The organism is Nocardiopsis sp. NPDC055824 (genome assembly GCF_053616335.1).
In genome coordinates this window covers 41,116-55,770 of record NZ_JBSHDN010000021.1, presented here as the reverse complement: position 1 = coordinate 55,770, position 14,655 = coordinate 41,116, and the positions used below count along the sequence as shown (strand labels likewise).

The 14,655-nt window shown below is 73.2% G+C and carries 10 protein-coding genes and 1 pseudogene; 7 read left to right on the top strand and 4 right to left on the bottom strand.

The genetic code is table 11. The annotated features are described in order from the left end of the window. Positions 1–49: 49 nt before the first annotated feature. Positions 50–1,912 (bottom strand): dihydroxy-acid dehydratase, encoded by a 1,863-nt coding sequence (ilvD, locus tag ACWGL3_RS07760; RefSeq protein WP_267948572.1) that lies wholly within the window; start codon positions 1,910–1,912, stop codon positions 50–52. Positions 1,913–2,189: 277 nt separating this feature from the next. Continuing rightward, positions 2,190–2,993, bottom strand: a complete 804-nt coding sequence (locus tag ACWGL3_RS07755; RefSeq protein WP_267948573.1) for a nuclease-related domain-containing protein — start codon at positions 2,991–2,993, stop codon at positions 2,190–2,192. Positions 2,994–3,185: 192 nt separating this feature from the next. Between ACWGL3_RS07755 and ACWGL3_RS07750 the strand changes: the two are divergent. Continuing rightward, positions 3,186–4,599: pseudogene (locus tag ACWGL3_RS07750) on the top strand (amidase). A 15-nt stretch (positions 4,600–4,614) separates the two neighbouring features. On the opposite strand, the gene ACWGL3_RS07745 reads toward ACWGL3_RS07750, so the two are convergent. Then, positions 4,615–5,937, bottom strand: coding sequence for an MFS transporter (locus ACWGL3_RS07745; RefSeq protein ID WP_267948575.1), 1,323 nt, complete (start codon positions 5,935–5,937; stop codon positions 4,615–4,617). 186 nt (positions 5,938–6,123) lie between these two features. Between ACWGL3_RS07745 and malQ the strand changes: the two genes are divergently transcribed. Continuing rightward, the gene (gene malQ, locus ACWGL3_RS07740; RefSeq protein ID WP_267948576.1) at positions 6,124–8,160 is read left to right on the top strand and encodes a 4-alpha-glucanotransferase; all 2,037 of its coding nucleotides are present in this window, start codon (positions 6,124–6,126) and stop codon (positions 8,158–8,160) included. 245 nt (positions 8,161–8,405) lie between these two features. Here the strand turns inward: malQ and pepN are convergent, their stop codons facing one another. Then, entirely contained in the window at positions 8,406–10,952 is a 2,547-nt protein-coding gene (gene pepN / locus ACWGL3_RS07735; RefSeq protein WP_352986701.1) for an aminopeptidase N, read from the bottom strand. Between the two features lie 211 nt (positions 10,953–11,163). Between pepN and ACWGL3_RS07730 the strand changes: the two genes are divergently transcribed. The 5 genes from ACWGL3_RS07730 (at position 11,164) to ACWGL3_RS07710 (ending at position 14,524) form a co-directional block, all read left to right on the top strand. Next, positions 11,164–11,799, top strand: coding sequence for a mycothiol-dependent nitroreductase Rv2466c family protein (locus ACWGL3_RS07730; protein WP_344184635.1), 636 nt, complete (start codon positions 11,164–11,166; stop codon positions 11,797–11,799). A 193-nt stretch (positions 11,800–11,992) separates the two neighbouring features. Then, positions 11,993–12,151 (top strand): hypothetical protein, encoded by a 159-nt coding sequence (locus ACWGL3_RS07725; RefSeq protein WP_267948579.1) that lies wholly within the window; start codon positions 11,993–11,995, stop codon positions 12,149–12,151. Between the two features lie 94 nt (positions 12,152–12,245). Continuing rightward, positions 12,246–13,667 (top strand): aldehyde dehydrogenase family protein, encoded by a 1,422-nt coding sequence (locus tag ACWGL3_RS07720; protein WP_452461071.1) that lies wholly within the window; start codon positions 12,246–12,248, stop codon positions 13,665–13,667. 147 nt (positions 13,668–13,814) lie between these two features. Then, positions 13,815–13,964, top strand: a complete 150-nt coding sequence (locus ACWGL3_RS07715; RefSeq protein WP_267948581.1) for a hypothetical protein — start codon at positions 13,815–13,817, stop codon at positions 13,962–13,964. A 92-nt stretch (positions 13,965–14,056) separates the two neighbouring features. Further along, entirely contained in the window at positions 14,057–14,524 is a 468-nt protein-coding gene (locus tag ACWGL3_RS07710) for a ribose-5-phosphate isomerase (protein WP_267948582.1), read from the top strand. The last annotated feature ends 131 nt before the right edge of the window (positions 14,525–14,655 follow it).

Below are 14,655 nucleotides of genomic sequence, written 5' to 3'. Positions count from 1 at the left end.
GCCCCGACGGGACCGCCCCTGCTCACTGCTCCCGGACCGGCTCCGGCCCCTACCCCTCGATCTGGGACACGTCGCGCGCCGCGCCGGTCGAGGCCGAGGTGGCCATCGCCGCGTAGGCGCGCAGCGCGGCCGTCACCGGCCGCTGACGGTCACGCGGCCGGAACCGGCCCAGCTCCTTGAGCAGGCGCTCGCGCCGGGTGGCGAGCTCCTCGTCGGAGACCTCCAGGGTGATGCCCCGGTTGGGGATGTCGATCGTCACGGTGTCGCCGTCCTCGACCAGGGCGATGTCCCCGCCCGCGGCCGCCTCGGGGGAGGCGTGGCCGATGGACAGGCCCGACGTGCCGCCGGAGAAGCGGCCGTCCGTGATCAGGGCGCAGGCCTTGCCCAGGCCGCGTCCCTTGAGGAAGCTCGTCGGGTACAGCATCTCCTGCATGCCGGGGCCGCCCTTGGGGCCCTCGTAGCGGATGACCACCACGTCACCGGGCACGATCCGCTTGTTGAGGATGCCGTCGACGGCGTCCTCCTGGGACTCGAACACCTTGGCGGGGCCGGAGAAGGTCCACAGCTCCTCCTCCACACCCGCCGTCTTGACGATGGCGCCGTCCGGGGCGAGGTTGCCGAACAGCACGGCCAGGCCGCCGTCCTTGGTGTAGGCGTGCTCGACGGAGCGGATGCAGCCGTTCTCCCGGTCGGTGTCCAGGGTGTCCCACCGGGTGTCCTGGGAGTACGCCTTGGTGGTGCGCCGGCCCCCGGGGGCGGCGTGGAACAGCTCCACCGCCTCCGGCAGGACGGTGTCGGAGGTGATGTCCCACTCGGCGATGAACTCGCCGACGGTCTTGCCGTGCACCGTGGGCAGGGAGGTGTCGAGCAGCCCGCCGCGGGCGAGTTCGCCCAGGATGGAGGGGATGCCGCCCGCCCGGTGGACGTCCTCGATGTGGTACTTCTCGGTGTTGGGCGCGACCTTGCACAGGCACGGGACCCGCCGTGAGACGGCGTCGATCTCGTCCAGGCCGAATCCGACGCGGGCCTCGGTGGCCGCGGCCAGCAGGTGCAGGATCGTGTTGGTGGAGCCGCCCATGGCCACGTCCAGGGCCATCGCGTTGCCGAAGGCCGCGGGGGTGGCGATGGACAGGGGCAGGACGGACTCGTCGTCGTCCTCGTAGTAGCGCTTGGCGGCCTCCACGACCAGGCGTCCGGCGTCCTCGTACAGGGCGCGGCGCGCGGTGTGGGTGGCGAGCACGGTGCCGTTGCCGGGCAGGGCCAGGCCCATCGCCTCGGTGAGGCAGTTCATCGAGTTGGCGGTGAACATGCCGGAGCAGGAGCCGCAGGTGGGGCAGGCGGCCTCCTCCAGCTCGTCCAGCTCCGCCTGGGAGACGCTCTCGTCGGCGGCGGCGATCATGGGGTTGATCAGGTCGAGCTTGCGGACGGTCGTGGCGGTGCCGTTGACGACCGTGACCTTGCCGGCCTCCATGGGACCGCCGGAGACGAACACCGTCGGGATGTTGAGGCGCAGCGCGGCCAGCAGCATGCCGGGGGTGATCTTGTCGCAGTTGGACACGCACACCAGGGCGTCGGCGCAGTGGGCGTTGACCATGTACTCGAGGGAGTCGGCGATCAGCTCGCGGCTGGGCAGCGAGTACAGCATGCCGCCGTGGCCCATGGCGATGCCGTCGTCCACGGCGATGGAGTTGAACTCGCGGGGCACGCCGCCCGCCTCGCGGATCGCCTTGGCGACCACGTCCGCGACCTCGCGCAGGTGGACGTGGCCGGGCACGAACTCGGTGAAGCTGTTGGCCACGGCCACGATGGGCTTGCCGAAGTCCTCGCGCTCCACGCCGGTCGCGCGCATGAGTGCACGCGCGCCTGCCATGTTCCTGCCGTGAGTGACCGTGCGTGAGCGTAGGACTGGCATGGGGTGGGCTCCCATCGTTACGGGTGTTTCCCCTCGATGGTAGTCCCTCGTGAGAGCGGCTTCGGTCTCGGAGTGGAAGACTCGTATTCCGGATCGTGAGACGAGCCTGGTCCCGCGAGCGGGAGGGAGGCCGGAGCGGTCGGGTCCGGAGCAGGGGGAGCGGCTCCGCGGGCGCGGGTCCGGGCACACGGGAGGCCCGGGCGCCACGGCGTCGTGGTCGGTCCCGGGCCCGTACGGCGTCAGGGGTGCCGGGGCGCCGAGGGGAGGCGCCCCCCGCTCAGTACCGGGGGGGCAGGGCCTTCTCCGCGGCCCTGTAGATCTCCTCGATCTCGGTCTCCGTCAGTCGGTCCCGGCCGCTGCGCAGCCACTTGCGGACCTTCGTTCCGGTGATGATGTCCACGCCCCGCAGCCGGTGGCTGTCCCAGGGCATGCCGGGGCCGTAGATGGCCAGCGAGGCGCGCACCTTGATCTCGCGCCCGAGCTCGGTGCTGATCAGCTCCTCCGCCCGTTTGGCCTCCTCCAGCGCCTCGTCGATGCGCTCGTTCTTGCTGAACCTGCCGTGGTAGAGCTTCTCCAGCTTGTTGCGCAGCGGGAGGCGCTTGTCCCACGACTCGGAGTCGATCGCGAAGGCTCCGCGCCGGCCCACGATGAAGTGGTCGATCTGGCCGTTGCCGCCCGGTACGGCGCGGGCGTGGAGCACCCGGTAGCCGAGCTGCTTCATGACCTTGAGCTGGACCTCGGTGCGCCGCTGCGCGGCCGAGGGCTTGCGCCAATGGGGAATCTCCGACTCGCGCCGGGAGTAGTACACCATCGTGCCGACCAGGGTCAGGAGCCCGAGCGTGGCGCCGAGGCGCCAGTCGGAGGTGAGGAGCCCGAAGACCACGGTGACCGCGGTCGCGGAGCCCCCGCGGACGATCCACTTGCGCGCGGACTGGTTCTCCTTGAGGGCGCCGTACACGGCTCTGGTGCCGGAGGCTTCCTTGTTCTTGCGCTGATTGGGGAAGAAGAGGGCTTCGGGCCCCTCCTTCGCCGCTTCCCGGGGGGCTTGGCCCTGGTCTTTCGCTCTGGTTGCCGATTCCACGTCGGACAGGTTAGTTGGATCCATATCCGAGTCCTAGTGCATTACTTCTCACACTTTTGTTCCCTTACGGTTCGGTGTCGACAGGTGTCGAATGCACCGGACCAGGGAATGGTCAGGGGTTCGTCGATCTCTCTGGAGAACTGTCGTCCTCCTTCGTGGTGCCCGGTGTAGTGCCCACTAATCTGGGTCGGCATGACCCAGATCCACGACCTTCCGGCGCACCGGCTCGCGGCGATGGTCCGCAGTCGCGAACTGTCCCCTCCTGAGATAACTGAGCACTATCTGCACCGGATCGAACGGTACGAACCGCACTATGGCGCGTACATTACGGTCGCGTCAGAAATGGCGCTAGAACAAGCCCGGTACGCGGAGAAGCGTCAGATGGGCGACACGCCGGACACCCTCCCGCCGCTCCTCGGCGTCCCCCTCCCCGTCAAGGACCTCGACCCCGTCGCCGGGGTCCGCTTCACGCAGGGTTCCGCCGTCCACCGCGACACCGTGGCGCCCGCCGACTCGGACCTCGTCGCGAGGCTCCGCGCGGCCGGCACCGTCATGGTGGGGAAGACCAACACCCCCGAGTTCGGCTCCAGCTGCTACACGGAGAACGACGTCGCGCCGCCCGCCCGCAACCCGTGGAACACCGACCTCTCGCCCGGAGGCTCCAGCGGCGGCGCAGCCGCGGCCGTCGCCGCGGGTCTGGCCCCGGCCGCGCAGGGCAGCGACGGCGGCGGCTCGATCCGCATCCCGGCCTCGGCCTGCGGGCTCTTCGGGCTCAAGCCCACCAGGGGCCGGATCTCGGGGGCGCCGTTCAAACCCGACCTCCTGGGCCTGTCCACCGCGGGCCCCCTCACCCGCGGCGTCCGGGACGCCGCGCTCCTCCTGGACGCCATGGCGTTCTCCCGGCCGGGGGACCTCTACCCCGCTCCGCCGGCGGACGGGCCGTTCACCGACCACGTGGACCGCGATCCGGGCCGCCTGCGCATCGGCGCCTACTCTTCCACGGGGTCCTCGGGCATCCCCGTCCACCCGGAGGTCCTGGCCGCCCACGGGGAGGCGGTCCGCCTGCTGGAGGACCTCGGCCACGACGTCGAGGAGGTTTCCGAGCCCGGCGACGCCCATTTCGGGGGCGCCTTCGCCGACGACTTCCAGGTGGTGTGGGCCGCCATGGCCTCGGCGTCCCCGGTACCCCCCGAACGGGAGGGGGAACTCGGCCCCCTCAACCGCTGGCTGCGCGAGCGGGCCCGGTCCACGCCGGTCCCCGTCTACATCGCGGCCTGCGCCCGGCTCCAGCGCGGGGTCCGCTCCCTACGACGCGGTGCTCACGCCCACCCTGGCACTGCCCCCGGTCCCGCTGGGCCACTTCTCCGCGGACGGGCCGGAGGAGGAGTTCGGGAGGATGACCGCCTTCACCCCGTTCACGTCGGTGTACAACGTCTCGGGCCAGCCCTCGGTGAGCGTCCCCCTGCACCGGACGGCGGACGGCCTGCCGATCGGTTCCATGCTCACCGGCCGGATGGGCGGCGAGGGCGTTCTGCTGGCGCTGTCGGCCCAGCTCGAGCGGGCCAGGCCCTGGGCCCACCGGGTCCCGCCGGGCTGGAACGGCTGAGCGCGCGACGCGGTGTCAGCGGCGCCCGTCGTGCGGGGCGGCCGCGGCCCCGGCGCCCGGGGCCGCCCCGTGGACCGGGGGCGCGTCCAGGACGGGGGCGACCTCGGCCGCCGACGGGCCGTCGTCCGACCCGGGGGCGGGCCGGGGCAGGAACAGGCTGAGCACCGCGGCGACCATGACCAGGCCCGCCGCGCCGATCACGCCGCCGACGATGCCGTTGCCGTCGATCAGCGCACCGCTGAGCGGGCCGGCGATGGCGCCGCCGGTCCCCATCGCCGTGGCCGTCCAGCCGAAGGCCTCCGCCCTGCGGTGGGACGGCGCCATGTCCCCGACGCGCCCCATCACCGCCGCCAGGGTCGGCGCGAGGGCCAGCCCGGACACGAAGAGCAGCGGCGTGATGAACAGCGGGCTGGGCAGGTGCGTGACCGGCGGCACGAAGGGGATCAGGATCGCCAGTCCGAAGGCCGCCGCGAAGCTGCGCAGCGCCAGGCGGGGACGCCCGCGCAGGGCCCCCGCGACCACGCCGCCCACGAGCGACCCCGCAGCCCAGACCGAGGCCATCACCATCACGTACTGGGGGGCGTCGAGCTCGTTGGCCCAGGCCACGATGACCAGGTCCATGCCGATGACGCCGGAGACCATGAGCAGGCACATCGCGAAGACCGCGCACAGGGCGGGGTGGAACAGCAGGCTCCTGCGGGAGCGCGTGTCCTCCGCTGCCCCGCCCCCGTCCGTTTCGGCGGGGGCGGGGCCGGTCACCCCGGCCCTGCGCAGCGACCACGCGAAGCCCACGGAGCCGAGGAAGCCCAGCGCGGCGAGGAGGAACAGCGCCCAGCGCGGACCGGCCGCCGCCACCACGCCGGCGATGAGCACGGGGGAGAAGATGAAGAGCAGCTCCTGGGTGGTCGCCTCGGCCGCGTAGACGGCCTGCCTCTCGGGCCCGCGCGTCAGGCGCGGCCACAGGGCCCGCACGATCTGGTTGGCGGGCGTGCCGAACAACCCCGTCACCAGGGACAGCGGGAGCGACAGCCACCACAGCGACCCCGGGAGCAGGGCCAGCGCCACGAGTCCCACGCTGAACACCAGGCCGCACACCAGCACCAGCCGGTCGGTCCCTCCCCGGTCAGCCATGCGCCCGCGCAGCGGCCCCACGAGGGCCATGCCGAGCGTGAAGGCGCCCGCCACCAGCCCCGCGAGGGTGTAGGAGCCCGTCCAGCCCTCGACCAGGAACGTGACCGCGATCATCAGGCCCGGGGTGTAGAAGCGGGCGGCCAGGGACCAGGAGAGGAGGGACAGGACGTGGGGCACGGCGAAGAGCCGCCGGTAGTTAGCGAGCACACCACGATTATGCAGACGTATCGCCCTTTGGGCCATTCGATAAGCGTCCTGCTCAGGGCCGGTGCCGTCACGTTGCGCGGAGTCTCGTCGCGCCGTGTCCGCCGACCCGGGCCGCGGACACGTTCTGGCCCCACGCCGGGACGGCCTCCGGTGTACGAAGCGCCGGGTAGGGCATGATCGGGTTCTGTGAGGGACGTTCAGCTGGCCCGCGTGGCCGAGCAGTACGGGGTCGCGACGAGCTACGAGGACTGGCGGGGACGGCGGGTCCCGGTCGGCCCCGACACCATCCGCCATGTACTGCGGGCCCTGGGGGTGGACCCGGAGGCGCCCGACGCCGCCGCGCCTCGCGGGCTGCTGCCCCCGGCGGTCGTCGTCCGCGAGGGGAAGGCGCCCGATCTGGTGCTCCCGGGCAGCGCGCGCGGCGTCGTCGAGACCGCCGACGGCTCCCTGCTGCCCTTCGACCCCGGCCTGCCGCTCGGCTCCCACGTGCTCCGCGTCACGGACGGCGGCGTCGAGCACGACGCGCCCCTGCTCGTCGTCCCCGACCGGCTCGACCCCGGCGCGCTGAGGGACCACCCCCGGCTGTGGGGGGTCATGGCACAGATCTACAGCGTCAGGTCCCGCGCTTCCTGGGGGACCGGGGACCTGCGCGACCTGGCCGAGCTCGCCGACTGGAGCGCCCGCGACCTGGGCGCCGACTTCACCCTGGTCAACCCGGTGCACGCCACCGAGCCGCTGCCGCCGGTCGAGCCCTCGCCCTACCTGCCGGTCAGCCGCCGCTACGCCAGCCCCCTCTACATCCGGGTGGAGGACGTCCCCGAGTACGCCCGGCTCGACCCCGCCCGGAGGGAGGGGGTCCAGCGCCTGGCCCGCCCCCTGCGCGAGCGGGGCCGGACCGCGGACCTGCTCGACCGCGACGAGGTCTGGAAGGCCAAGCGCACCGCACTGGAGGTGCTCTTCGAGGTCCCCCGCGCCCCCGGCCGGGAGGCGGCCCTACGCGCCTACCTCGAACGCGAGGGGCGCCCCCTCGTCGAGTTCGCGACCTGGTCGGCGCTGGCGGAGGAGTACGGGAGCGACTACCGGGCCTGGCCCGGGGACCTGCGCGACGCGGGCTCCCGCGCCGTGGGCGCGGAGGCCCTGCGCCGCTGGCCCGCCGTGGAGTTCCACCGCTGGCTCCAGTGGGTCCTCGACGAGCAGCTCTCCCAGGCCCAGGCCACGGCCAGGGCCGGCGGGATGGGCGTCGGCATCGTGCACGACCTCGCCATCGGCGTGCAGGCGGGCGGAGCGGACGCGTGGATGTACGGCGACGCCCTGGTCCCCGGGCTGCGCGTCGGTGCGCCGCCGGACGAGTTCAACCGGCTGGGCCAGGACCGGGGCGGGCCGCCCTGGAACCCGGTGCGGCTCGCCGAACGCGGCTACGGGCCGTTCCGGCAGATCCTCGACCAGGCCCTGCGCCACGCGGGCGGGGTCCGGATGGACCACGTCATGGGCATGTTCCGGCTGTGGTGCGTGCCCGAGGGCGCCTCCGCCGACCAGGGCACCTACCTCAGGTTCGACCACGAGGGCATGGTGGGAACGCTCGTCCTGGCCGCGCACCTGGCGGACGCCGTCGTCGTCGGGGAGGACCTGGGCACCGTCGAACCGTGGGTGCGGGACCACCTCGCCGACCGCGGCGTGCTGGGCACGTCCGTCCTGTGGTCCGAGCAGGACGGCGACGGGGAGCCGCGCCGGCCCGGGGACTGGCGCGCCGACTGCCTCGCCACGGTGGCCACGCACGACCTGCCCCCGGTGGCGTCGTTCCTCTCCGCCGAGCACGTGGAGCTGCGCGACCGGCTCGGCCTCCTCGGACGGCCGGTGGAGGAGGAGCGGGCCGGGGCGGAGGCCCGGGTCGAGCGCTGGCGGCGGCTGCTGGTGGACCTGGGCCTGCTCGACGAGGACGTGGACCCCGTGGCCGACCCGGCCGCGGTGGTGGCGGCCATGCACGCCTACCTGGTGGCGACCCCGGCCCGCATGATCGGGGTGGCGCTGACCGACGTGGTGGGGGAGCGGCGGATGCAGAACCAGCCCGGCACCACCACCGAGTACCCGAACTGGCGCATCCCGCTCACCAGTGCCGAGGGGGAGCCGGTGCTCGTGGACGAGCTGCTGGCCGACCCCCGCATGGTGGCGCGCATACGCCGCACCCTCGGACCGGTCGGGGGAGGGCACGGCCGCGCGCTGTAGGCGGACCGGACGCGGCGGCGGCCCCGGGGGAACCCCCGGGGCCGCCGTTGTGTCCGCTTCTAGGGCGTGGTACGTGGGTGCTTTCGGTCGGCTCGGCGCTTGCGCCGACCACCGCGAGCGGTCGCCGGGCCATCTCTCGCAAGACGAGTGGCGAAGGTCAGCCCGGTGTTGGCTGTCCGAGCGCAGTCGGCGCGGCGAGAGGCAGCCCGGCGGACGCGAGCCCGGAATGACCCGCGGACCACGTCCTAGGCGCGGGCCCGGCCCGCGGCGATGTCGACGGCGCGGGCGCGCAGCGCGCGCTCCACGCCCGCGCGGCCCTCGATCAGCAGCCGGCGGAGCGCCGGGGCGGGGGAGGCCTCCGCGATGTAGGCGTCCGTGCGCTCCAGGGTCGCCTCCTCCACCAGCCCGCTCGGGTACATCACCTCGGCGAAGGTCTGGGCGAACTCGCCCGTCCACTTCTCCCACGCCGGGGCCAGCTGCGCGAAGTACTTCTCCGTGTAGGGCCGGTACAGCTCGGCCTGGCCGGGCTCGGTGAAGCCCATCAGGACCGCGCGGAACTCGGCGTTGGCCAGCTCCTCGCCCACGATCCGCTCCCACGCGGCGGCCTTGGCCGCGGCCGTGGGGATCGCGGCGCGGGCCCCGGCGGCGTGCCGCTGGCCCGCCGCGGTCGGGTCGGACTCCAGCTCGGCGGCGATCTCCGCCTCGCCGGCCTCCCCGGCGGCGACCAGGCGGCGCAGCAGCGTCCACCGCAGGTCCGTGTCCACGGTCAGCCCGTCCACGGTGATCGCGCCGTCCAGCAGGCCCCGGACCAGGGACAGGTGGGCGTCGCTCGCGGCCGTGCCCGCCAGCGCGTTGGCGTAGGCGAGCTGGAGGTCCCCTCCGGGCTCGGCCGAGGTCAGCAGCTCGCGCAGCCGGTCGGAGAGCTGCTCGAAGCCGAACGGGCGCCACGCGGGGTCGGCGTACATGTGCAGGGCGGAGGACGCCTGGCGCAGCAGGGTCTGGGCCACCATCACGTCGTCGACGCCGCTGATCCCGGAGATCACCAGGGCCACGTAGTCGCGGGCGGCCATCTCGCCGTCACGGGTCATGTCCCAGGCGGCGCCGAAGGCCAGGGCCCGCGGAAGCGACTCGCGGATCTCGCCGGCGCCCTCCACCACCGTGCGCAGGGAGCGCTCGTCGAGGCGCAGCTTGGTGAAGGTGAGGTCGTCGTCGTTGATCAGCACCAGGTCCGGCTGGGCCGTGCCGATCAGCTCGGGGACCTCGGTGCGCGCGCCGCTGACGTCCAGCTCCACGCGTTCGCGCCGCACGATGCCCTCGGGGGTGCGGTCGTACAGCCCGATCGCGAGGCGGTGCGAGCGCAGCGTCGGGTGCCCGGGGTCGGCCTCCTGGAGCACGGCGAACGACGTGAAGGCCCCGTCGGCGTCCACCTCGAACTCCGGGCGCATCGTGTTGACGCCCGTGGTCTCCAGCCACTCGCGCGACCAGCCGGACAGGTCCCGCCCGGAGGCGGCCTCCAGGTGCTTGAGGAGGTCCTTCAGCTCGGTGTTGCCGAACGCGTTCTCCTTGAAGTAGGCGCGCACTCCTGCGAAGAACGCGTCCACGCCCACGTACGCGGCGAGCTGCTTGAGCACCGAGGCGCCCTTGGCGTACGTGATGCCGTCGAAGTTGACCTCGACCGCCTGGATGTCGACCATGTCGGCGGCGATCGGGTGCGTGGAGGGAAGCTGGTCCTGGCGCAGCGCCCAGGACTTCTCCACGTTCGCGAACGTCGTCCAGGCGTCGGTCCACTTGGTGGCGTTGGCCTGGCAGTACACGCTGGCGTAGGTCGCGAACGACTCGTTCAGCCACAGGTCGTCCCACCAGCGCATGGTGACCAGGTCGCCGAACCACATGTGCGCCATCTCGTGCAGGATCGTCTCCGCGCGGCGCTCGTAGCGCGCGTCGGTGACCCGGGACCGGAAGACGTAGTCCTCCAGGAAGGTGACCGCGCCCGCGTTCTCCATGGCGCCCGCGTTGAACTCCGGGACGAACAGCTGGTCGTACTTGCCGAACGGGTACCGCAGGTCGAACAGGCCGTGGAAGAAGTCGAACCCCTGCTTGGTGACCTCGAACAGGGCCTCGGAGTCCAGGTGCTCGGCGAGCGAGGCGCGGCAGTACAGCCCCAGCGGGATGCCGTCGTGCTCGTCGCGCACCACGTGGTACGGGCCCGCGATGAGCGCGGTGATGTAGGTGGACACCACCGGCGTGGCGGGGAAGTGCCAGCGCACCCGCTCCCCGCCGGCGGCCTCGCGCACCACGTCGGGGGCGCTGTTCGACACGACCTCCCACGACGGGGGCGCGAACACCGTCAGCTCGAAGGTGGCCTTCAGGTCGGGCTGGTCGAAGCACGTGAACATGCGGTGCGCGTCCGCCGTCTCGAACTGGGTGTACAGGTACACCGAGTCGTCCACGGGGTCGACGAAGCGGTGCAGGCCCTCGCCCGTGCGCATGTACGCCGCGTCGGCGACGACGGTCAGCTCGTTCTCGGCCGCCACCTCGGGAAGCACGAGGCGCTCGCCGTCGAACAGTTCGGCCGGGTCGAGCTCGGCGCCGTTCAGCGTCGCCGTGATCACCTTCGGGGCGGCCAGCTCGACGAACGTCCGAGCACCCGGCTCCGAGCTGGAGAAGCGGACCACGGTGGTGGACCGGAAGGTCTCGTCACCGGTGGTCAGGTCGAGCTCCACGGCGTAGGAGTCGACGCTGAGAATCCGCGCCCGCTCCTGAGCCTCGTCCCGTGTCAGGTTCCCTGCCACGCCACGCTCCCTCCACGGCCGCCGTCCCCGCCGGCCGGATCGTTGCCGACCACGGCGAGTCCGCCGCGTGGGTGGAGCGTCGTCGGGCCGGGGGTCGTCTTCACTCGGCATCGATCCTGCCACGCGCACGGGCGGAATGCGCAACCGATGGCCGGGGTTGCCTACCTACGACGTGAAGTTCCGTCCCCCCCGACCGATCCGAGGAGCAGCGATGACGCAGACCGCCGACCCGAGCAGCGGGCCCGAGACCGTGTACGCCGACATGTGGTTCGACCCCGCGTGCCCGTGGGCGTGGATCACGTCGCGCTGGCTGCTCGAGGTGGAGCGCGTCCGTCCGGTGAGGGTCCGCTGGCACGTGATGAGCCTCAGCGTCCTCAACGAGGGCAGGGACCTGCCGGAGGACTACAGGGCGTCCTTGGACGGGGCGTGGGCCGCCGTGCGCGTGTGCGTCGCGGCCGAGCAGCGCTTCGGCCCGGAGGTTCTCGGAGGCCTGTACACCGCACTGGGCACCCGGTTCCACAACGGCGCCGAACCGCGGACCGCCGACACGATCCGCGCCGCGCTCGCGGACGCGGGCCTGCCCGAGGACCTGGTGGAGGCCGCGGAGGGCACCGGGTACGACGAGGCCCTGCGCGCCTCGCACGCGGAGGCCATGAAGCTGGTCGGCGAGGACGTCGGCACCCCCGTCGTCCGGGTGGAGGACGTGGCCTTCTTCGGCCCGGTCGTCACGCCCGTGCCCCGCGGCGAGGAGGCCGGGAAACTGTGGGACGGCGTCCGCCTGGTCGCCGGGACCGACGGGTTCTTCGAGCTCAAGCGCACCCGCACCCGCAACCCCGTCTTCGACTGAGCGCCCCGGCCCCGGTGAGCCGGGGGGCGCTCCGGGCCGCCGCCCGGAGCGGCGGGGAGCGGTCCCGGGGGCCGGGGCGACACGGCACACTGGAAGCGGGCCCGGCGGGGGCCGGCCCGGCTCCGGACGCCCGTCCGCGCCGCCGGTCCCCGGACGCCGGGGCCCGGACCCACCGCAGAGCGAAGGACCGCACATGCCCGGACCCGACGACGACCGCAGGGTCGAGTTCCTCGACGACCTCGACATCCTGCCCGACACCACCAGCGACGAACGCGGAGTGGGCTGGGGCGAGGACTCCGAGGAGGACTCCACCGCGCGGCTCATCGCCGACCGCCCCCCGCACTGGGGCTGACCCGGGGCCGGAGCCGTCCGTGGAACCACGGGTGCGCGGCCCCGCCCCCGTCCCGCCCTGGCCAACCCGAATCACGTTCTGCCACAGTGGGGCCATGCGATCCCTCTACATCGACGGCGCCTGGCGCGACTCCGCCTCCGACGAGGCCCTGAACGTGGTGAACCCGGCGACAGAGCAGGTCATCGACACCGTTCCGGCCGGAACGGCCGAGGACGTCGGGGCCGCGGTCGAGGCCGCGGCCGCCGCCTTCCCGGCCTGGTCCGCGCTGACCCCGGGGCAGCGCGTCACCCACCTGGCCAAGGCCCACGAGCTGTTCGGCGCCCGCATCGACGACATCGCCGCCGGGCTCACCCGGGACATGGGCGCGCCCGCGGTGTTCTCACGCAGGGTGCAGGCGGGCCTGCCCGAGCTCATGTTCCGGACCTACATCGACCTGGTCGAGGAGGCCGGGGAGCGCTACTTCGGCGGTGAGACCGTCGGCAACTCCCTGGTCGTGCGCGAGCCGGTCGGCGTCGTCGGCGCCATCACGCCGTGGAACTACCCGCTCCACCAGATCGTCCTCAAGGTCGTCCCCGCCCTCCTGGCGGGCAACACCGTCGTCCTCAAGCCCAGCGAGATCGCCCCGCTCGGCGCCTACGCCCTCGCCGAGGTGTTCCACGACGCCGGGCTGCCCGCCGGGGTGTTCAACCTCGTGTCCGGCACCGGACCGGTCGTGGGGGAGGCCATCGCAGCCCACCCGCGCGTGGACATGGTGTCCTTCACCGGCTCGACCCGCGCGGGGACCCGGGTCAGCCAGGTGGCCGCCGAGACCGTCAAGAGGGTCGCGCTCGAACTGGGCGGCAAGTCGCCCAACGTCATCCTGCCCGGCGCCGACCTCGCCAAGGCGGTCAAGCGCGGCGTCGCCGACGTCATGCGCAACACGGGCCAGAGCTGCAACGCGCTCACCCGCATGCTGGTCCACCGCGACAGCTACGAGGAGGCGGTCTCCCTCGCGGCCGAGTCCGCCGCCAAGTACGTGCCCGGCGACCCGGAGGACGAGGCCACCCGCCTGGGCCCGCTCGTCTCCGCCGCCCAGCTGGAGAAGGTCCGCGGCTACGTCCGGCTCGGCGTGGAGGAGGGCGCCCGCCTGGTCACGGGGGGTCCCGAGCCCGTCGAGGGCCGGGACCGGGGCTACTACGCCAGGCCCACGGTCTTCGCGGACGTGCGCAACGACATGCGCATCGCCCAGGAGGAGATCTTCGGCCCGGTGCTGGTCATGATCCCCTACGACACGGTGGAGGAGGCCGTCGCCGTCGCCAACGACACCGTGTACGGGCTCAACGCCGCCGTGTGGTCCGCCGACCGCGAGAGCGGGCTGGCCGTCGCCCGCAGACTGAGGGCGGGGCAGGTCGAGCTCAACGGCGGCGCGCTCAACCCCCGGGCGCCCTTCGGCGGCTACAAGCGCTCGGGGAACGGCCGTGAGTGGGGGCTGGCGGGCCTGGAGGAGTTCTGCGAGGTCAAGGCCGTCCAGATGTGACCCCCGGGGTGCCGGGGCCGCGTCCGGTGTGCGCGGTCTCACGGCCCCCGGCCGCCCTTCCGAGGAATCGGCCCCGGTGACGGCCGCGTTGTGGGGTGTGGAAAAATTCCGTCTGGTCATCCCTGGTCGAACCCAATGAGGTGTGAGTTGAGCAGCAAGCCCGCGGTCTCCAAGGCAGGCCCCATCGGCAAGGACATCAAGTCGATGATCGTCTACAACGCCGTCGCCGTCATCTCGATGGCGCTCTTCGCCGTCCTGGGCCTGAGCGTGGCCGCCGCCGCCTCCGGCGCGGTCTGAGCGGACCCGTGCACGACGGCGCCCCGCCCGCGTCCCCGGACGCGGGGCGGGGCGCCGTGCCCGTCACCCCCGTGACCTGCCAGACTGGACACGTGCGTGTTTACCTTGGATCAGATCATGCGGGCTTCGAGCTCAAAGAACACCTCGTCTCCTGGCTGAAGGAGCGGGGCCACGACGTGGTCGACGCGGGACCCCGCGTCTACGACGCGGTCGACGACTACCCGCCCTTCGTCCTGCGCGCCGCCGAGGGCGTCGCCGCGGACCCCGGCTCGCTGGGCGTCGTCATCGGCGGTTCCGGGAACGGCGAGCAGATCGCCGCCAACAAGGTCAGGGGCGTCCGCGCCGCCCTGGCCTGGAGCGAGCAGACCGCCCGCCTGGCGCGCGAGCACAACGACGCCAACGTGCTCGGCATCGGCGGACGGATGCACTCCCCGGAGGAGGCGACCCGCTTCGTGGAGGTCTTCCTCGCCACCCCGTACAGCGACGAGGAGCGGCACACCCGCCGCATCGCGATGCTGACCGGCTACGAGCAGACCGGCGAACTGCCGCCCCTCCCGTAACCCCGTCCCACGCCCCCGCCCGGCCGCCACGGTCCCGCGCGGGGGCGTTCCGCCGTCCGGGCCGCGTCCGCACCGGCCCCGGCCGCCCGCCCGCGGGCCGCACGGCCCTGGTGGGGCGCCGAGCGCTGTGA

What these genes read in the sequence shown, in the direction of transcription:
- ilvD (WP_267948572.1), bottom strand. Translation starts at nt 1,912, where the DNA reads ATGCCAGTCCTACGCTCACGCACGGTCACTCACGGCAGGAACATGGCA.
- ACWGL3_RS07730 (WP_344184635.1), top strand. Translation starts at nt 11,164, where the DNA reads ATGACGCAGACCGCCGACCCGAGCAGCGGGCCCGAGACCGTGTACGCC.
- ACWGL3_RS07725 (WP_267948579.1), top strand. Translation starts at nt 11,993, where the DNA reads ATGCCCGGACCCGACGACGACCGCAGGGTCGAGTTCCTCGACGACCTC.
- ACWGL3_RS07720 (WP_452461071.1), top strand. Translation starts at nt 12,246, where the DNA reads ATGCGATCCCTCTACATCGACGGCGCCTGGCGCGACTCCGCCTCCGAC.